Origin of the sequence: Arthrobacter sp. 4R501 (genome assembly GCF_002929755.1) — a bacterium.
GTDB lineage: Bacteria > Actinomycetota > Actinomycetes > Actinomycetales > Micrococcaceae > Arthrobacter.
This window is the reverse complement of the sequence record NZ_PJIW01000005.1, coordinates 223,485-242,441: the sequence shown is the minus strand read 5'-3', so window position 1 is coordinate 242,441 and position 18,957 is coordinate 223,485. Positions and strand designations below refer to the sequence as shown.

The 18,957-nt window shown below is 66.3% G+C and carries 16 protein-coding genes; 4 read left to right on the top strand and 12 right to left on the bottom strand.

Annotated elements, in window-relative coordinates; genetic code table 11:
• Window positions 1-51: 51 nt before the first annotated feature.
• Window positions 52-1,455, top strand: coding sequence for a glucose-6-phosphate dehydrogenase (locus CXR02_RS06670; protein ID WP_104061253.1), 1,404 nt, complete (start codon window positions 52-54; stop codon window positions 1,453-1,455).
• A gap of 128 nt (window positions 1,456-1,583) precedes the next feature.
• Here CXR02_RS06670 and CXR02_RS06665 read toward each other — a convergent pair whose 3' ends face one another.
• Complete coding sequence (locus CXR02_RS06665) at window positions 1,584-1,922, bottom strand: P-II family nitrogen regulator (protein WP_056349123.1); 339 nt, start codon at window positions 1,920-1,922, stop codon at window positions 1,584-1,586.
• Window positions 1,919-3,268, bottom strand: coding sequence for an ammonium transporter (locus tag CXR02_RS06660; RefSeq protein ID WP_056349126.1), 1,350 nt, complete (start codon window positions 3,266-3,268; stop codon window positions 1,919-1,921). Before CXR02_RS06660 ends, CXR02_RS06665 begins: the two co-directional genes overlap by 4 nt.
• Window positions 3,269-3,495: 227 nt before the next feature.
• On the opposite strand from CXR02_RS06660, the gene CXR02_RS06655 reads away from it, so the two are divergent.
• A complete protein-coding gene (locus tag CXR02_RS06655; RefSeq protein WP_104061252.1) occupies window positions 3,496-4,737 on the top strand; it encodes an MFS transporter in 1,242 nt (413 codons plus the stop codon).
• A 75-nt stretch (window positions 4,738-4,812) separates the two neighbouring features.
• Here the strand turns inward: CXR02_RS06655 and ftsY are convergent, their stop codons facing one another.
• From ftsY to coaD, 7 genes are all read right to left on the bottom strand, one after another.
• Entirely contained in the window at window positions 4,813-6,021 is a 1,209-nt protein-coding gene (ftsY, locus tag CXR02_RS06650; RefSeq protein ID WP_104061251.1) for a signal recognition particle-docking protein FtsY, read from the bottom strand.
• A gap of 55 nt (window positions 6,022-6,076) precedes the next feature.
• The gene (gene smc, locus CXR02_RS06645) at window positions 6,077-9,667 is read right to left on the bottom strand and encodes a chromosome segregation protein SMC (protein WP_104061250.1); all 3,591 of its coding nucleotides are present in this window, start codon (window positions 9,665-9,667) and stop codon (window positions 6,077-6,079) included.
• Between the two features lie 141 nt (window positions 9,668-9,808).
• Entirely contained in the window at window positions 9,809-10,756 is a 948-nt protein-coding gene (gene mutM, locus CXR02_RS06640) for a bifunctional DNA-formamidopyrimidine glycosylase/DNA-(apurinic or apyrimidinic site) lyase (protein WP_104061249.1), read from the bottom strand.
• Window positions 10,757-10,764: 8 nt separating this feature from the next.
• On the bottom strand, window positions 10,765-11,505 hold the full coding sequence (gene rnc / locus CXR02_RS06635) for a ribonuclease III (RefSeq protein ID WP_104061301.1): 741 nt from the start codon (window positions 11,503-11,505) through the stop codon (window positions 10,765-10,767).
• 21 nt (window positions 11,506-11,526) lie between these two features.
• Entirely contained in the window at window positions 11,527-11,730 is a 204-nt protein-coding gene (rpmF, locus tag CXR02_RS06630) for a 50S ribosomal protein L32 (protein ID WP_104061248.1), read from the bottom strand.
• Window positions 11,731-11,766: 36 nt separating this feature from the next.
• A complete protein-coding gene (locus tag CXR02_RS06625; protein ID WP_104061247.1) occupies window positions 11,767-12,291 on the bottom strand; it encodes a DUF177 domain-containing protein in 525 nt (174 codons plus the stop codon).
• 124 nt (window positions 12,292-12,415) lie between these two features.
• On the bottom strand, window positions 12,416-12,916 hold the full coding sequence (gene coaD / locus CXR02_RS06620; RefSeq protein WP_104061246.1) for a pantetheine-phosphate adenylyltransferase: 501 nt from the start codon (window positions 12,914-12,916) through the stop codon (window positions 12,416-12,418).
• Between the two features lie 43 nt (window positions 12,917-12,959).
• Here coaD and CXR02_RS06615 point away from each other — a divergent pair, with 43 nt between their 5' ends.
• Entirely contained in the window at window positions 12,960-14,189 is a 1,230-nt protein-coding gene (locus tag CXR02_RS06615) for an aminotransferase class I/II-fold pyridoxal phosphate-dependent enzyme (protein ID WP_258060838.1), read from the top strand.
• The gene (locus tag CXR02_RS06610) at window positions 14,189-14,977 is read left to right on the top strand and encodes a spermidine synthase (RefSeq protein WP_181037142.1); all 789 of its coding nucleotides are present in this window, start codon (window positions 14,189-14,191) and stop codon (window positions 14,975-14,977) included. The genes CXR02_RS06615 and CXR02_RS06610 overlap by 1 nt, the downstream gene beginning before the upstream one ends.
• A 48-nt stretch (window positions 14,978-15,025) precedes the next feature.
• Here the strand turns inward: CXR02_RS06610 and rsmD are convergent, their stop codons facing one another.
• The 3 genes from rsmD to CXR02_RS06595 are packed head-to-tail and all read right to left on the bottom strand — an operon-like array spanning window position 15,026 to window position 18,941.
• On the bottom strand, window positions 15,026-15,649 hold the full coding sequence (rsmD, locus tag CXR02_RS06605; protein ID WP_104061244.1) for a 16S rRNA (guanine(966)-N(2))-methyltransferase RsmD: 624 nt from the start codon (window positions 15,647-15,649) through the stop codon (window positions 15,026-15,028).
• Between the two features lie 9 nt (window positions 15,650-15,658).
• Window positions 15,659-17,941, bottom strand: a complete 2,283-nt coding sequence (locus tag CXR02_RS06600; protein ID WP_104061243.1) for an ATP-dependent DNA helicase RecG — start codon at window positions 17,939-17,941, stop codon at window positions 15,659-15,661.
• Window positions 17,931-18,941, bottom strand: a complete 1,011-nt coding sequence (locus CXR02_RS06595; protein ID WP_104061242.1) for a DAK2 domain-containing protein — start codon at window positions 18,939-18,941, stop codon at window positions 17,931-17,933. The genes CXR02_RS06600 and CXR02_RS06595 overlap by 11 nt, the downstream gene beginning before the upstream one ends.
• Window positions 18,942-18,957: the final 16 nt, after the last annotated feature.

The window sequence follows — 18,957 nt, the reverse complement described above, 5'->3', positions numbered from 1 at the left end:
CTCGACTATCTAGGGTACCAAGTCGGGCTTGCCGGATGGCATGCTGGCAGGGTGACCAGCCAAACCAGTGTAAAAACCCTGCTCATTCTGGGTGCCTCAGGCGATCTGACGGGACGCCTCCTGCTCCCGGGACTGGCCCGGCTGGTGGCGAGCGGCCGCGCCGATGGCCTAACCCTGGTGGGCGCCGGCTCCGATGCCTGGACGCCGGAACAGTGGCGAACCCGGGTCCACGAAGCCTTCGCCCCCGCCGTGGAGGCCGCCGACGCGGCTGGCAAGAAGGCACTCACCGCCTTGGCGGAAGCTACTCCCTACCACCAGCTGGATGTTACGGCGGATGGAGCCCTGGCGGCCTTGTTGGCAGGCCTGGAAGGCCCCACCGCGATCTATTTTGCGTTGCCTCCTCATGTCAGCCAGCTGGCCTGCGAGTCCCTGCACCGCGACCAGGTTCCGGCCGGAACACGGCTGGTGATGGAGAAGCCGTTCGGCGCAAGTGTTGCCTCGGCCCGTTCCCTCAATCACACACTCGCCGCGCTGGTGGCGGAGGACCACATTCACCGGGTGGACCACTTCCTGGGCAAGGCGACGGTGCTCAACATCCTGGGCCTGCGCTTTGCGAACAATTTCCTGGAACCCGTCTGGAACCGCGAGCATGTGGAGAAGGTCGAGATCATCTTCGACGAGGACCTGGCACTGGAGGGAAGGGCGCGGTATTACGACACCGCCGGTGCCCTGCGCGACATGATCCAGAGCCACCTGCTGCAGATCATGGCCCTGATGGCCATTGAGCCTCCGGCCACCATCGGGGAGCGGGACCTCCGGGACGCCATCGCCGCTGTGCTGCGCGCCAGCACCATCAGCGCGCCGTACGCGAACTCCACCCGCCGGGCCATCTATACGGCGGGTTCGATTGCCGGCCGGGACGTCCCGGATTATGCGCAGGAAGAAGGGGTGGACGCAGCCCGCGGGACAGAGACCCTGGCGGAAGTCCGGGTGGACATCGACAACTGGCGCTGGGAGGGGGTGCCGTTCATCCTGCGGTCGGGCAAAGCCCTCGGGGTGAAACGCAAGGAAGCTGTGGTCACGTTCCGCCCCGTCCCGCATCTGCCGGCAGGATTCACCGGCGTGGACTCCCCCAACCAGCTGCGGATCGGCTTCGGGCCGGATACCCTGGCGTTCGACGTAGACGTCAACGGCCCCGGCAGCATCTTCAGCCTGAGCCGCACGACGCTGAATGCGGAGCTGAGCGCGTCTGAGCTGCTGCCCTATGGCGAAGTGCTGGAAGGCGTCCTGAGCGGCGACCCGCTGCTCTCCGTGCGCGGCGACACCGCGGAGGAATGCTGGCGGATTCTTGAGCCGGTGCTGAAGGCCTGGCAGCGGGGCGCTGTGCCGCTGGAAAAGTACGACGCCGGTTCGGCCGGTCCCGCCGGATGGCCCGGTTCCGCGGCGGCTGGGTAAGCGCTGGCTGGCTAAGGCTGGCTGGCTATGCCAGAACAAACAGAGCGGGCAGGGAACCTTTCGAGGTTCCCTGCCCGCTCTTTCGTTTGGAACAGTCTGCTTTGCCGATCAATCAGCTTCCGGCACTGCTAGATGGCGGCGACGCCGCGTTCGCCAGTCCGGACCCTTACCGCTTCGAAGACGTCCACGGTCCAGACCTTGCCATCGCCGGCGCGGCCGGTGTTGGAGCTGGCGATGATGACGTCCAGGATGTCATCGGCCTGTTCGTCCGTGGCGAGGACTTCAACCCGGATCTTGGGCAGGAGGTCCACGTTGTATTCAGCTCCGCGGTAGACCTCCGTGTAGCCGCGCTGGCGGCCGTAGCCGCTGGCCGCGCTGACCGTCAGCCCCTGGACGCCGTAGGACTCCAGGCCTTCCCGGATGGCTTCGAGCTTCTCCGGGCGGACGATGGCTGTGATCAGTTTCATGCTTCCACGCTTTCCTTGCCCGCTGCCGGTGCGGTCTTCTTTGCGCCGGCTGCTTCGCCGTCAGTGGCCGAACCCTTGCCCTTGATCAGTTCGTGGAGCGGCTGGAAGCTCCCGCCGTGGCCGCCCACTCCGAACTCGTACGCCGTCTCGGCGTGCAGGCTGAGGTCAACACCAACGACTTCCTGCTCCTGCGAGACGCGGAAGCCCATGGTCTTGTGGATGGCGTAGGCGATGATTGCGGTGAGGATTGCCGAGTAAGCGATGGCGATGCCTGCTGCTGCGAGCTGGGCCCAAAGCTGAGCCGGACCGCCGCCGTAGAAGAGGCCGCCGCCCACACCGTCGGTGGGGAGGGCGATGAAGCCCAGGGCAACCGTTCCGATGATGCCGGAGACAAGGTGAACGCCCACAACATCCAGGGAGTCATCGAAGCCCCAGCGGAACTTGAGACCGACGGCCAGGGCCGAGGCGACACCGGCGATGACACCGAGGCCGAGCGCGCCCACCGGGCTGACGTTGGCACAGGCCGGGGTGATGGCGACCAGGCCGGCAACCACACCGGAGGCGGCACCAAGGGAGGTGGGGTGGCCGTCGCGGATACGTTCGGTGACGAGCCAGCCGAGCATTGCCGCGGCCGGGGCTGCGAGGGTGTTGATCCAGATCAGGCCGCCCTGCTCAGCAGTGGTGGCGGCGCCGCCGTTGAAGCCGAACCAGCCAAACCACAGGATGGCTGCACCGAGCATCACGAACGGGATGTTGTGCGGGCGGTGGTTGGGGTCCTTGCCGAAGCCGCGGCGGTTGCCGATGATCAGGACCAGGACGAGGGCTGCCACACCGGCGTTGATGTGGACCACGGTGCCGCCGGCGAAGTCGATGGCCGGGCCGAGTGCCTGGCCAATGGCGCCTTCAGGGCCGAAGAGGCCTCCGCCCCAGACCATGTAGGCCAGGGGGCAGTAAACGAGGGTGACCCAGACGGGGACGAAGAGGGCCCAGGCGCCGAACTTGGCGCGGTCAGCGATCGCGCCGCTGATGAGGGCGACGGTGATGATGGCGAAGGTGGCGGCGTAGCCGACCTTGATGAGCCCGTCCGGGGTGGTGATGCCTTCAAGGCCGAACGTGGCGAACGGGTTTCCGACAATCTGCAGGAAGCCCTCGCCGGAGCTCATCGAAGCGCCCCAGAGGACCCAGACCACGCCGACCATGCCGATGGAGATGAAGCTCATCATCATCATGTTCAGTGCAGCTTTGGCGCGCGTCATGCCGCCGTAGAAAAATGCCAGACCTGGTGTCATGAACAGCACGAGTGCTGCTGCCACCATGAGCCATACGTGACCTGCGGTAAGTTCCATGGTGCACGTCCTCCCTATGATCGATGCTGCGGAGTGCTCCGCCTTACTAACGCCTTTTGCGTCCTGCATCGAGTCTGTCTCTGCAGTGTTTCGCCCGCGGAGGATTTACATTGCCGGATTGTTACAACAACCTCCCGGAAGTAAATGGTGCATATCTGGCTTGTTACGGTTATGTTTCACCACTGCCGCCGACCACCGGCTGCCTATCTTGCAAGGATCCCCGCCCCATGACGGCAACATCACGCGTGAGCCGCGCCACAACACGGATCTTGTCCGTTATCCGCCCGCAGAGGCCCACTCTTCCGCGGGACATCAAGGTGATGCTCGCTGCGGCGTTCCTGATTGCCCTCGGTTTTGGTCTGGTGGCACCGGTCTTGCCCCAGTTCGCCACCACTTTCGACGTCGGGGCAACGGCCGCCGCCGTGATCGTGAGCATCTTCGCCTTCATGCGGCTGGTGTTCGCGCCGGCGGGCGGGGCCCTGATCGGCCGATGGGGTGAGCGGCCCGTATATGTGGCGGGGCTCCTGATTGTGGCGGTATCAACGGCGGCGTGCGCTTTTGCCCAGGACTATTGGCAGCTGCTGGTCTTCCGGGGGCTCGGCGGCGTGGGCTCGGTGATGTTCACGGTGGCCTCCATGGCCCTTGTGGTGCGGCTGGCGCCGCCGGAAAGCCGGGGCAGGGTATCCGGCGCTTACGCATCCGCGTTCCTGATCGGCAGCGTCCTGGGCCCGGTGGTAGGCGGGCTGCTCGCCGGATTCGGCTTGCGGGTGCCGTTCCTTTGCTACGCCGCCGCGCTGGTCCTTGCTGCCGCGGTGGTGCAGACCCAGCTCAGCCATGCGCCGTCCGCGGACCGGTCCACAGTGGGCCGCGCCCCGGACATGCGCTTCGCCGAGGCCTGGGGAATTGGTATGTACCGCTCGGCGTTGCTGTCCAGCTTCGCCAACGGCTGGGCCACATTCGGTGTGCGGATGGCCACCGTCCCGCTGTTTGCCGTTGCTGCGCTGGGTGCCGGTCCCGAGGCCGCCGGCCTTGCGCTGGCCGTTTTCGCCGCGGGCAATGCCGCCGCACTGACGTTCTCCGGCCGGCTGGCGGACAGCCTGGGCAGGCGGCCGTTGATGGTCGTGGGCCTCCTGGTCGCCGGGCTCGCCACGGCCGCCATCGGCGTCACGTCCCACCTGGGCTGGTTCCTCGCCGCATCGGTTGTGGCCGGGGTGGGGTCCGGCCTGCTGGGACCCGCCCAGCAGGCCGCCGTCGCGGATGTCATTGGCAATGCGCGGTCCGGCGGGCGGGTCCTGGCGGCCTACCAGATGACCTCAGACGTCGGGGCCATTGCCGGACCGGTGCTGGTGGGCGTCCTGGCGGACAGGCTGGGCTACGGCTGGGCATTCGGCGTCACCGGCGGTGTGCTGGTGCTCGCGGCGGCCTGCTGGTCCGTGACGCGCGAGCCGCTGAAACGCATCGAGGGGTGAGGTCCCGCTGCTAAAGCCTGTGCTTAGCGGCGGGAACTCACCCCTCGTTGGTGTCGACCCGGTGTAGACCCGGTCCTAGTTCAGCAGGGCGTCGACAAAGCTCTCGACTTCGAACGGAGCCAGGTCATCGGCGCCTTCGCCAAGACCGATCAGCTTGACCGGCACGCCGAGTGATTTCTGGATGGCCACCACGATGCCACCCTTGGCGGTCCCGTCCAGCTTGGTCAGGACGATGCCGGTGATGTTCACTACCTCGGAGAAAACGCGGGCCTGGTTCAGGCCGTTCTGGCCGGTGGTGGCGTCCAGCACCAGCAGAACCTCATCCACCTCGGCCAGCTTCTCGATGACTCGCTTGACCTTGCCGAGTTCGTCCATGAGGCCGGTCTTGTTCTGCAGGCGGCCCGCCGTGTCAATCATGACAACGTCGACTTCCTGCTCAATGCCCGCCTTGACCGCCTCATAGGCGACGGACGCCGGGTCCGCGCCGTCGACATCGGACTTCACGGTGGGAACACCCACACGCTGGCCCCACGTGGCCAACTGCTCCGCGGCTGCCGCGCGGAACGTGTCCGCCGCCCCCAGCAGGACGTCCTTGTCCTCGGCAACGAGCACGCGGGCGAGCTTGCCCACGGTGGTGGTCTTGCCCACGCCGTTGACGCCTACCACCAGCACGACGGCCGGCTTGTCCGCGTGCCGGTCGGTGCGCAGGGCGCGGTCCATGGTGGGATCCACAAGCTTGATCAGTTCCTCGCGGAGCAGTGCCTTGACCTGCTCAGGGGTCCTGGTGCCGAGCACTTTCACGCGCTCCCGCAGGGCGTCGACCAGCTGCATGGTAGGTTCCGTGCCGAGGTCGGCCAGCAGGAGGGTCTCCTCCACTTCGTCCCAAACGTGTTCATCGATCTTGTCGCTGGACAGCAACGCGAGCAGGCTCTTGCCGAGGATGTTATTCGACCGGACCAGGCGCTCACGGAGGCGGGTCAGGCGGCCGGCGACGGGAAGGGGCGTCTCAACCTGGATGGTTTCCAGTCCCGCCACGTCATCAGGAACATCGGTGACTTCGAGGTCTTCGAGCTCGACGCCGGCGGGAGCGTTGCGCTCGGCCGGAACCACGGGCGCGTCCTCGAGCAGTGTTCCCCCGCCTTGCGGGGTGGCGGGATCATTGGCGTCGCGCGTCCCGGGGTACTGGGTGATGTTCTTCCGCGTCTTCAACAGGACCGGGATCAGCCCGCCAATAACCGCCAGGGCAGCAACAATGGACAGAATAATGGGGAGGATGTCATTCACTCCCCTAGCTTCTCACAAACGCGGCAGGCGTTCGGGGCTGCCACCTGCGCGGACGCTAGACGTCGGCGCCCAGCCGCTGGCTGATGACGGTGGACACGCCGTCCCCGCGCATGGTGACGCCGTACAGCGCATCAGCCACTTCCATGGTCCGTTTCTGGTGGGTGATCACGATCAGCTGGCTGGACTGCCGCAGCTCTTCGAAGATGGTGATGAGCCGGCCGAGGTTGGTGTCATCGAGGGCCGCTTCAACCTCGTCCATGACATAGAACGGCGAGGGGCGGGCTTTGAAGATGGCAACCAAAAGGGCGACGGCCGTGAGGGACCGTTCGCCTCCTGACAACAGTGAAAGGCGCTTGATTTTCTTGCCGGCAGGTCGCGCTTCAACTTCGATTCCGGTGGTGAGCATGTCCGAAGGGTCGGTGAGGACCAGCCGGCCTTCGCCGCCGGGAAAGAGGCGTTCAAAGACGTGGACGAACTGGTCCCGGGTGTCCTCAAAGGCCTCGGTGAAGACGCGCTGGACCCGGTCATCCACTTCCTTGATGATGTCCAGCAGGTCCTTACGGCTGGATTTCAGGTCCTCCAACTGGGTGCTGAGGAACTGGTGGCGTTCCTCCAGGGCCGCAAACTCCTCTAGCGCCAGCGGGTTGACCTTGCCCAGGGCTGACAGGTCCCTCTCGGCTTTCCGGAGGCGCTTCTCCTGCTCCTCCCGGACAAAGGGCTTGCCTTCGGGGACCGGTGTGCCGTCGTCGTCCACGGGTGTCCGCAGTGCCGCCCATTTGTCCCCGCTTTCCTCCACGGGGACGGGCACGGGAACGTCCGGGCCGAAGTCCGCCACCAGCACGTCAGGGGTGATCCCGAGTTCCTCGATGGAACGTGTTTCCAGGGCTTCAATCCGTGCCCGCTGCTGGGCGCGGGCCAGTTCGTCCCGGTGAACCGAGTCGGTCAGTTCCCCAAGCTCACGCGCCAGGGTGTCATTGGTTGTCCGGGTCTCCAGCAGTGCACGGTCCCGCTCTTCCCGGTTCTCTTCGGCGAGGTCACGTTCACGCCGGGCAAGCTCGACAGACACGTCGATGAACCGGATTGCCAGCTCCACCGCAGCGGAGACGGCGGCCGCCCGTCTGGCCTGGATCCGACGGCGGCGCGCCCGTTCGGCGGCCTCTTCACGCGCCCGTCGTTCGGTGGCCGCGGCCCGTTCCAGCGAGAGAGCCCGGTTGCGGGTGGCGGTCAGCTGCTCTTCGGTGCTGCGCAGCGAGAGCCTCGCGTCCATCTCCGCGGACCTGGCCAGGGATGCGGCCAATGCGAGCGCATCGCGCTGTTCGGTGGAGGGTTCCTCTTCGGCCGGCGCCTCCTGCGCCGCAGCCAGCCGCGCCGCAACGGCGGCGAGCGCCTGTTCCTCGGTCACAACATTGGCCTCGGCCCTGGCCAGGGAGGTGGCCAGCCTGTCGCTTTCGCCGACGGCGCTGCGAAGGATGGAGTTTAGGTGGCCGAGCCTTTCGGCCACGGCCGCGAGCCGGGCGTCGGAATCGTGCAGGCGGTCCAGGGCAGCTTCTGCCCTCGTCTGGGCCTCGGCGCGCCGGACCTCGGCGCCGGCCAGGGCGAACCTGTTCCGTTCCAGATCCGCGGTGACAACGGCCAGCCGGGCCTCAGCGTCGTCCACGGCGGCCTGCACCTCAAGCAAGGACGGCGCCTTCGCCGAGCCTCCAGTCACTGTGAGGGCGGTAAACACGTCCCCGGCCCGTGTCACGGCTGTCAGGTCCGGGCGTTCGGCAACCAGCAGCCCCGCACCGTCCAGGTCTTCAACGATTGCCACCCCGGTCAGGAGCGTGGCCACGGCGGGTGCGGTCACGCCCCCGCCGGATGCCAGGTCCACAGCCCAGCGTGCGCCTGCCGGCAAGGGTCCGCCCGGGCCGGAGTTTGCGTCCGGCAGGGGCAAAGCAGACGCCAGCAGCAGGGAGGCGCGCCCCGCATCGTCGTCCTTCAGGAGTTGCACCACGACGGCGGCCACGTCAGGGTCCCGGACCACTATCGCTTCGGAGGCATCGCCCAGGGCTGCGGCAATCGCCGTTTCATAACCCGGGTGAATGGTGAGGGAAGAGACCAGGGTGCCCACAACGCCAGCCAGCCCGGAGTTGAGGGCGTGCGCCGCGCCGTCTTTTCGGTTAAGGCCCAGCTGCAGTGCGTCCCGTCGGGCCACGAGGGCGTCACGTTGGCGGACAGCTTCTCCCCCTGCGGAGGTCAGATCGGCAATCTCCTGGACGACGGCGTCGAGCTCTGCACTGGCGTCCTCGTAGTCGGCGTCAAGGCTTTCCTCCCCTTCCTCGACCCCAGCCACTTGGGTTTCCAGCGCGGTGAACTCGGACTGGGCCCGGCGGCGGCGTTCCTGTCCGGCGGCGAGTGATTCCCGCAGCCTGCCCAGCTCGGCCTGCGCGGATTCAACCCGCGATCTTGCCGCGCCCACTTGTCCGGCAAGTTTCGCCAGGCCCTCGCGCCGGTCCGCTGCGGCCCGCAGGACGGCAGTCAGCCTTTTTTCCTCGGCAGACGCCTCGAGTTCGGCCCCGGTCTTCGCAGCCGTCGCTGAGTCCAGCGCGCTGCGCCGGTCCAGGATGTGGCGCTCCAGCTCCGTCAGCTCGTCCCTGACCCGGACGGCCTGCCGTTCCAGCTGTTCAGGATCCCTGCCCGAGTACGGTTCAGCATCAACGGCGCCCAGCAGCCGGCCGCGTTCCTGGGCCAGCGAGCCCAGGGAACGGAGCCGTTCCCTGGAAGCGGAGAGCCGGTACCAGGTATCCCGCGCGGCGTTGAGCTTTGGCGTGGCCTCGGCTGCGAGCTGTTCCACAGCTGCCTGCTGGCGGCGCCCCTCCTCCAGCTGCCGCTCCACTACGGCACGGCGGGCCTTCAGCGCCGTTTCGTCAGCCACGTCCTGCTCGAGTGAACTCTGCTGCTGGACGAGGTCGTCGGCCAGCAGCCGTGCGCGTGCGTCCCGGACATCGAACTGGACCCGCTGGGCGCGGCGCGCCACATCAGCCTGCTTGCCGAGTGGTGTGAGCTGGCGCCTGATCTCCCCCGTCAGGTCGCTCAGCCGTTGCAGGTTCGCCTGCATGGCCTCAAGCTTGCGGACCGTTTTTTCCTTGCGGCGGCGGTGCTTGAGGATCCCGGCGGCTTCCTCAATGAAGCCGCGGCGGTCCTCCGGAGTGGCGTGCAGGACCTTGTCCAGCTGCCCCTGGCCCACGATGACATGCATTTCCCGGCCCATACCGGAATCCGAGAGCAGTTCCTGGATGTCGAGCAGGCGGCAGCTGGCACCATTAATGGCGTATTCAGAGCCGCCGGCGCGGAAGAGGGTCCGCGAGATGGTGACCTCGCTGTATTCGATGGGCAGCGCCCCGTCAGCGTTGTCGATGGTCAGGGAGACGTGGGCCCGGCCCAGCGGGGGCCGCCCGGAAGTCCCGGCAAAAATGACGTCCTCCATTTTGCCGCCGCGGAGCGTTTTGGCTCCCTGCTCCCCCATCACCCAGGAGAGGGCGTCCACCACGTTGGACTTGCCGGAACCGTTCGGCCCCACCACTGCCGTGACTCCGGGCTCAAAATCGAAGGTCGTGGCCGACGCAAACGACTTGAACCCACGGACGGTAAGGCTTTTGAGGTGCAAGGTGTTTCTGGTCTCCTGAATGGCTGAAGCGTCTGCGTTGCTGCCCCAAATCTACTGTGTCCATGCGGGTTTCCACGGATTTCCGGGTGTCTGTCCCTGCACCGGGCAGCGCCCGATCATGGCCGGCAGGGCGGCGGCGGCCTACCAGCGGCCGTTGCGCGGGCGCGGCTGACAGACCGGGCAGGTGTAGGACGAGCGGTTCATGAACAGCTCGCGGCAGAGTAAGGAGTTAATCCCGACGGCGGCACAACGGCTGCAGGGCTTGCCCTCCCGTCCGTAGGCGTTCAGGGAGCGGTCGAAGTAACCAGAGGCCCCGTTGACGTTGACGTACAACGAATCAAAGCTGGTACCGCCGGCGGCAAGTGCGTCCAGCATGACTTCGCGCGCACTGGTGATGAGCCGTTCCGCGTCGCCGCGTCGCAGCGTATCGGTGGGCCTGGCGTAATGCAGTTTTGCCCGCCACAGGGACTCGTCGGCATAGATGTTGCCGATGCCTGATACGAGACCCTGGTCCAACAGGGCGCGTTTGAGGCCCGTCTTGCGCTTCCGCAGCCGGCTGTAGAAAAGGTCAAAGGAAAACGCCGGGTCCAGGGGATCCCGGGCGATGTGGGAGGCTTCCTCGGCGATGAACGCAACGGGAGCTTCCGCCTGGCCGCCCGGGCCGCCGTCGTCCGTGGGAACCATGCCGGTGACGAACAGCCCGCCGAAAATCCGCTGATCCACAAACCGGAGCTGTTCAGGCATACCGGCCACGGGACTCAGGCGCAGCCTGACCTTGAGGTGTTTCTCGTCGGGCACGTCCGCGTCCTGCACCAGGAGCTGGCCGCTCATCCCGAGGTGGGCCATCAGTGCAACACCCGGGGCACCGGCGGACTCCGCGGTCTCGCTCAGCGGCATCCACAGGAATTTGCCGCGGCGCACTACGTCCACAACCGTGGTGCCCTGGAGGTTGCCCCGGAAGTCCTCAGTGCCCATGACATGCCGGCGGAGGGAGCGTGGGTCCAGCACGTCTACCGCTGTGATGGTTCGGCCGCGGACCCAGCTCACCAGTCCGCGGCGGACCACTTCAACTTCAGGCAGTTCGGGCACGTCTCAACCTAGACGCTGCGGGAGGACTCTGGTGATGCGCCGTCCGCGGCAGGGGCAGCGGCGGCTCCTGCGGTTCCGGAGAGCTGACGCCAGGCGTCCGCGGCAGCTTCCTGCTCCGCTTCCTTCTTCGAGTGGCCTGATCCGTTGCCGTATGGTTTGCCACCGATATTCAGGACAGCCGTGAAAGTACGGGCATGGTCCGGCCCGGCCCCCTCAACGGCGTAGTAGATCGTGCCCATCTGCCGGCTGGCTGCCAGTTCCTGGATGCTGGTCTTCCAGTCCGTGCCGGCGCCGAGTGCGCCCGCATCCTTGAGGAGGGGGCCTATTAGGCGCATGACCAGCTGGCGGGCGGTCTCGATGTCGTTGGACACGTAGGTTGCCCCAATGAGCGCTTCCATAGTGTCCGCCAGGATGGAAGCCTTGTTCTTGCCCTCGGTGAGCTTTTCGCCCTGCCCCAGGTAGATGTAATCCCCGATGCCGAGGCTTCGTCCGATGCCGGCGAGGGCGCGCGTGCTGACCACCGCAGAGCGGCGTTTGGCCAGGTCACCTTCGGGCAGTGTGGGGTTGTCCCGGTACAGGGCATCGGTCACGGAGAAGCCCAGGATGGAGTCGCCCAGGAATTCGAGCCGCTCGTTGGTGGGGATGCCGCCGTTTTCGTAGGCGTAGGAACGGTGCGTGAGAGCAAGACGAAGCGTCCCGGCGTCAATGGAGACACCGAGACGCTTCAGAAGCTCTTCAGTTGAAGACATCATGTCAGCCCAAGCGGCCGATTAGACGTCTGCGACCTTGCGGCCCTTGTACTCAAGGAACAACGCAGTGCCAGCCGAGTCGGTGACGACCTTCGCCTGGTGCGGCAGGCTGTATGAAACCTGGCCGTTCTCTACGGTCTTCACCAGGTGGGGGGCAGTTGCCTTCCACTGGGAGCGGCGGGCGCGGGTATTCGAGCGAGACATTTTCCGCTTCGGGACAGCCACGGCTAACTCATTTCTCTCTAGACAAACACGTACAAATCAATTTTGCCGGTCAGGCTTAGCCATATCAGCTAGGGCAGCCCAGCGAGGATCCAAGACCTCGTGGTGGTGCCCCGGCTCGTCTTCCAGGCGAATTCCGCATTCGGAACAAAGGCCCTGGCAGTCTTCCCGGCACACCGGCTGGAACGGCAGCATAGTAACAACTGCGTCCCGCAACACCGGTTCAAGATCGATCAGATCGCGCTCGACTCGATATTGCTCTTCTTCGTCTTCTTCGTCCGAAAGCACAACGCCTTCGTAGAAGAAAAGTTCTTGCACATTTACCTCAAGGTCATACGCAAGGGGATCCAGGCATCTGCCGCATTCGCCTTTGACTTCGGCGACCGCGGTTCCTGATACCAGAATTCCTTCGTGTACGGCCTCAAGCCTCAGATCCAGCTCGATGTCCGAGCCTTCCTGAACGCCAATGAGTGCCACACCAAGATCACTTGGTGCGGGTACATGTTCCTTCAGTGTCCGCATGCTGCCCGGGCTGCGCCCGAGATCCTTGACGTCGAACGCCAAGGGCGAACTAGCATCTCGTTTAATGAGAACTCCTGTTGAACATATGACCGACGTACCATCTTAGCCTGAAGAACCGCAGGGACCCAAACCAGGCGACGGACGGCCGTCGAAGTACCGGACTAGCTTACCCTCTCGGCGGGTGATCGGGCGCAGACCCGCCGGCAAGCAACCTTTTATGTACCGACCGGGGCACATAGTCGGACACGCCGCCACCGAGACCGGCCACCTCTTTGATCAGGGTGGATGACAAATGCAGGTAGTGCGCTTCGGCCGGCAGGAACACCGTTTCCACGCCGCTGAGCTGGCGGTTCATCGTGGCCATCGGAAGTTCGTAGTCGAAGTCTGAAGACGAGCGGAGACCTTTGACGATCGCGGAGACACCGCGCTGGCGGCAGTACTCGGCCAGGAGACCGTCGCCCACCGGTTCCACCACAATGCCTTTGAGGGATGCCAGGGTTTCGCGCGCCATATCCAGGCGGTCCCCCAGGCTGAACATGTACTTCTTCGCATAGTTGGTCGAAACCGCCACGATCACCTCATCGAAGAGGCCAGCGGCACGGGCGATGACCTCGAGATGGCCGTTGTGGATGGGGTCAAAGGATCCGGGGCAGACAGCGCGTCTCATGCACCGAACCTACCGCATGGGACCGCCGGGATACCATGACTGGATGCATCCACCACGGGACGTTTCCATGCCCACCGCGCCTGCCCCGTGGCAGCGCACCGCCTCAGGCGCCAACCTGCTGGGACCTGCCGGCCAACTCGGCGTCACCATCTTCGAGGAGATGACCACGCTGGCGGCTCAGACCGGTGCCATCAACCTCGGGCAGGGCTTTCCGGACGAGGACGGACCGCTGGAAATCAAGGCGGCAGCGATGGCCGCCATCGAAGCCGGGGCCAACCAGTACGCGCCCGGCAAGGGCATCCTGGAACTGCGTGAGGCCGTGGCTGCCCACCAGGAGCGGTTTTACGGGCTGACCCCGGACCCGCACACCGAGGTCATCATCACTACCGGCGCCACAGAGGGGATCGCCGCAACGCTGCTGGCGTTCGTCGGCCCCGGCGATGAGGTGCTGACTTTCGAACCGTTTTATGACTCGTACGGCGCCGTCATCGGCCTGTCAGGCGCCACTCACGTCACCGCCCCGCTGCTGGCCCCCGAGTTTTACCCGGACATGACTGCCCTGGAAGCGGCCTTCACCGACCGCACCAAGGTGGTGCTGTTGAACAACCCGCACAATCCCACCGGTGCCGTCTTCCCCCGCCATGTTCTTCAACGCGTCGTCGAGCTTGCCGCAAAGCATGACTGCCTCATCATCACCGACGAGGTGTACGAGCACCTCACCTTCGGTGCCAGGCACATTCCTGTAGCCACCTTGCCGGGTGCAGCTCAGCGGACCATCACCATCTCGTCGGCCGGGAAGACCTTCTCCTTCACCGGCTGGAAGATCGGCTGGCTGACCGGCCCGGAACACCTGGTGGCGGCCGTCCGCACGGTCAAGCAGTTCCTGACCTACAGCTCCGGTACACCGTTCCAGGCGGCCATCGCGGCCGGTCTGGCACTGCCGGATGAGTTTTACCAGGGCATCTCGGCCACCCTCCGAAAGAAACGGGACATCCTCAGCGAAGGCCTTCGCGCCGCAGGATTCGACGTCTACACGCCGAAGGGGACGTATTTCGTCAACGTGGACACCGCACCCCTTGGCATCAGCGACTCCGTGGACCTGGCCCGCAGGCTGCCCGGACTGGTGGGAGTGGCCGCGATCCCCGTCCCCGTCTTCTGCCACCCGGAGGGCGCGGCACGGACACGGAGCCTGCTCAGATTCGCGTTCTGCAAGAAGGTGGAGCTTCTCGAGGAGGCCGCCGCCAGGCTGGCGACCCTCAGCGGAAAGCTCTGATGGCGGAGCCCGGCGGCACGCGTTCCACGAGGTTCCTGCGGACCACGGGACAGCACGCGTCCATCGAGCCCGATGCTTTCACCGACGGCGGCTACGTCCTGAGCATCGGCGGGGCCGAGCAGTCCCATGTTAACCTGGCGCATCCTGAGGAGATCTTCTACGAGTACCTGCGACGGATCGGCCACATTGTGGACCTCGCCGCTCCCGAAGGCCGGCCAATCACCGCGCTCCATCTTGGGGCCGGAGCCCTGACCCTTGCGCGCTACATCCAGGCGACGAGGCCCGGATCCGTCCAGTATGCGGTGGAGCTGGAACGCGAGCTCCTCGACTTTGTCCTGCAGCAACTCCCCCTGCCTGACGGTACCGACCTGCACACCGTCATCGGCGATGCCCGCGACGCCCTGGCGGACCTGGACCCGGCACTTCAGTTCGACGTCGTGATCCTGGACATCTTCTCCGGACCGGAAGCCCCCGCCCACATCGCCTGCGAGGAGTTCTACCAGGAGGCCCGTGCACGCCTTGCACCGGAAGGCTTGCTGATCGTCAACGTGGGCGATGAACCCGGCCTCACCCTGGTACGAAGCCAGGCCGCCGCCATGCGCCGCGCCATGACCGACGTCGCAGCCTTCGCCGAAACCGGGATGTTCGCGGGCCGCTACCCCGGCAACATCATCCTGACCGGAACGCAGGCTCCGTGGCCCGAAGCCTGGACAGCCGAACTGACGGCACGCGGCCCGCACCCTGCGAAGGTTCTGGCCGGCGTGGACCTGGATAAGCTTGCCGGCTGACCCGCAGACCCCCGCGTCCCAGGTGTCCCAGGCGTCCCAGGCTACGCCCTAAACCTGCTTCGGCGGCTGCTCCTCAGTAACAACGTCCGGCGTGATGGCGTCCGGCACAAATGGCTCGGCGAACCAGAGCCGGGTTTCGCCGTACTTCTTCTCGGCAAACCGTTCCAGGCCGGCGGGCCAGAACGGCTCCGGTGAACGCGAGGACCGCTCCACCACCACCACGGCCGCCGGAACCAGATGATCGGCGAGTTTGCCCAGCACCGCCGACAGGGCAGGGTCATCCAGCGGATACGGCGGGTCCAGGAACACCAGGTCCCAGCTGGCTGTCTCCGCCGCGCGCTCCAGGAAGGACTCCACCTTGGACCGGTGGACAGTCACCGCCTTGCGGCCCAGCACGCCGTTGATCAGGTCCGCGTTGCGTTGGCACACGGAACTGGCCTTGGCATCGAATTCCACGAGGTCAACGGCCTCAGCACCCCTGCTGCCGCTCTCCACGCCCAACGATCCGGACCCTGCGTACAGGTCCAGGACCCGGGCACCGGCAATGATCCCAAAGGCGTCGAGCCTGGAGAACAGTGCTTCCTTAACGCGGTCGGTGGTGGGCCTGGTCAGGGAACCGGGGACGCTGACCAGGGGGGTCCCGCCTGCGGCGCCCGCGATGATGCGGCTCATGGCCGCCTCCTATCCGCGCTCAAGGAACGCCTCCTTCTCGGGGTTCAAGTACTCGTCAATGGCCTCCGCCAGCCGCGGATGCCGGGCCAGGGCCGGATCCGAGCCCACAATTTCCTGGGCGTCCTGCCGCGCCTGCGCAATGATGTCCTCGTGTTCCAGCACGCGCAGCAGTTTCAGGGTGGAGCGGCCGCCGGACTGTGACGCGCCCAGGATGTCGCCCTCGCGGCGCAGCTTCAAGTCCTCCTGCGACAGCTCGAAACCGTCGGTGGTTGCCGCCACGGCATCGAGCCGGCGCCGGCTCGGGTGCCCGCGTTCGAGGTTGGTGACCAGCAGGCACGTTCCGGGAAGCCCGCCACGGCCCACCCGGCCGCGCAGCTGGTGCAGCTGGGAAATGCCGAAGCGGTCGGCGTCGAGGATCACCATCATGGTGGCGTTATGGACGTCGACGCCGACTTCGATAACGGTGGTGGAGACCAGGAGCTTGGTCCGGTTGGCGGTGAAGTCGGCCATCGCGGCGGTCTTCACTGCGGTGTCCAAACGGCCGTGCATTGGCCCAAGGGGCACACCGGCCAGGGCCGGCTCCTGCTGGAGATGTTCGACGACGGCGGTCACTGACGCGAGCTCCCGCGCACCGCCGTCGCCCGCCAGGTCAGCCGCGGAAGGCTCCGCTTCCCCCGGGCTGAAGTCGCCGTCGTCGTCTGTTCCGACCCTGGGGCACACCACGTACACCTGGTGCCCCGCGTCGATCTCCTCACGGGAACGGGACCAGATGCGGTCTGCCCAGCCGGGGTTCTCGGCGAGGCCCACCACATGCGTGGAAATCGGCGCCCGGCCGGCCGGGAGCTCGTCCAGTACGGACGTTTCGAGGTCGCCGAAGACCGTCATGGCCACAGTGCGTGGAATGGGCGTGGCCGTCATAACCAGCAGGTGCGGCGGTTTGTTGGCCTTTGACCTGAGGACGTCCCGCTGCTCCACACCGAACCGGTGCTGTTCGTCCACCACGATCAGGCCAAGGTCGTAGAACGCGACGTTGTCGCTGAGCAGCGCGTGCGTGCCGATCACAATCCCGGCGGCGCCGGATGCGGCGTCCAGCATGGCCCGTTTCCGGGCGCCGGTGGGCATGGAGCCGGTGAGGAGCGTGACCTGCACCGCCCCCTCGGCCAGGCTGCCCAGCAGCCCGTCCGCGGACAGCATCGGGTCGCGGGACAGGGAACCCAGGGTCCGCCGGATGGAATCGAAGTGCTGGGCGGCGAGGACCTCAGTGGGCGCCAGGAGGGCGGCCTGCCCGCCGGCATCCACTACCTGCAGCATGGCCCGCAGCGCGACGATGGTTTTGCCCGAGCCGACCTCACCCTGCAGCAGCCGGTTCATGGGGCTGTCCTGCGCCAGCTCCGTGGCCAGTGTTTTTCCGACGGCGGCCTGGCCGCCGGTGAGCGTAAAGGGCAGCTGCCTGTCGAACGCCGCCAGCAGCCCGTCGGAGGCCGGGCGCCGTGCCGTGGCTTCCTCGGCCGCAAGCTGGGCACGGCGCCGCGCCAAGGCCGCCTGCAGGACCAGGGCCTCCTGGTAGCGCAATCGCTCCTGGGCCTTCATCCAGTCAGCCTGCGATTCCGGCCTATGGATGAGCCGGTAGGCCTCGGCCACGGGAAGGAATTTCTCCCTACGGGCCACCGCCTCCGGCAGCGGATCCGGCAGGGCGTCCAGATCCACGGTTTCCAGGAGCGTGGCGATGACTTTCTGAATCGACCAGCTGGTGAGCTTTGCGGTGGCCGGGTACACCGGGATGGGCATCGCGGCAAGCTTTTCAGGGTCCATGGCCGGCATGTCCGGGTCCTCGTCGAGGAGGTGAAAATCCGGGTTGGTCAGGCCCAGGGACGCTCCGTAGCGCGTCACCTTTCCGGAAAACATCACCCGCCTGCCCGGCAGGAGTTGGGCCTGTGCCCGGTGTCCGCTGAAAAAGGTGATCTTGAGCGTGCCGTGCCCGCTGCCGGGGCCCACCGCCGAAAGGCGTGGACGGCCGTGGGAGGCGGCGTCGTCGGTGATCACGACGTCGGTGATGGAACCACGCCGCGTATGCATCTTGCGCGTGTTGTTGGAGAGCACCCTCGCAAAAAGCGTGACCTCTTCATCCAGCGGCAACTCGCTGATGGGCGTCAGTTCGCCGCGGTTCAGGTAGCGGCGTGGAAAGTAATTCAGGAGGCCGCCGACTGTGGCGATGCCCAGGTGCTTCTCAATAGCCGACGCTGACCGTTTTCCGATCAGGCGTTCCAGGCCCAGGTCCAGTTCAGCGCTCATGCCCACTGGAGTTCACCGGAGCTGGTTCGGGTTCGCGGGCCAGGGCGAGTTCGCTGACCGAAATGTCGCTGGGTTCGCCGAGGGAACGGATCAGGGCGACCGCGGGTGCGGCGTCGGGGACGTGGACGTGGACGCGCCACCGGTAGCTGCCCTCAGCATCGGCCATACTGTCCACCTGGCTCATGATGACGGACTCGCCGACCTCGTCGAGCCGCTGGCGAAGCGTGGCCGCGCTGAGCGGCGAAAGGCTGATGGTGCACATGACCTCAACGCCGTCGTCAGCCGGCATATCGGCGTGGATGTGGGGGTCCTGGACGTCGAAGCCATGCAGCCCGTCGAGGAGTTCGCCCTGCAGTTCTTCGCCCAGGACGGCGGAGCGGAGGCAGTCAAGGATGAGCAGCATGCCAACGCCCCCGGCATCGACCACATGCGCGGCTTCAAGGGCCGCCAACTGGCTCTCGGTGCTGACTACTGCTCTGAGCGCCCCGTTGACGGCAGCGTCGAGGGCTTTGCCCAGGGCCTGGTTGCTGTCGTCGCCGTTGTGGCCGGCGTCCACTGCCGCGGCGGCCCGGGCCGCGGCTTCCATTACCGAAAGCATGGTGCCTGGCACGGGGTCGCTCAACGCGGACCAGGCCCGGATCTGGGCACGGTTCAGCGCGGCGGCCAGGAGGGTTGACGTCAGGCGGGTGTGACCGGCCAGGGGTTCAGCCGCGGCGCAGAGAAAGACTGAGAAGAGGGTTCCGGAATTGCCACGGGCCTGCTCCATGGCGGCCCTTCCGGCACGCGCCAGCACCGCTCCGACATCCGTCTGGCCTGCGTCAGCCGGGACTGCCGCGCCCCGGACCGCAGGGCCGCTGTGCAGGGCACGGGCGGCCGCCCGAACGGTCAGGTAAAGGTTGGTGCCGGTGTCACCGTCCGCCACGGGGAAGATGTTGATGGCATTGATGCGGTCGCTGTGGTTGGCAATGGCGGTTTCAGCCTTGTCCAACCACCGCTTCATCGCTTGCGCGTTGGCG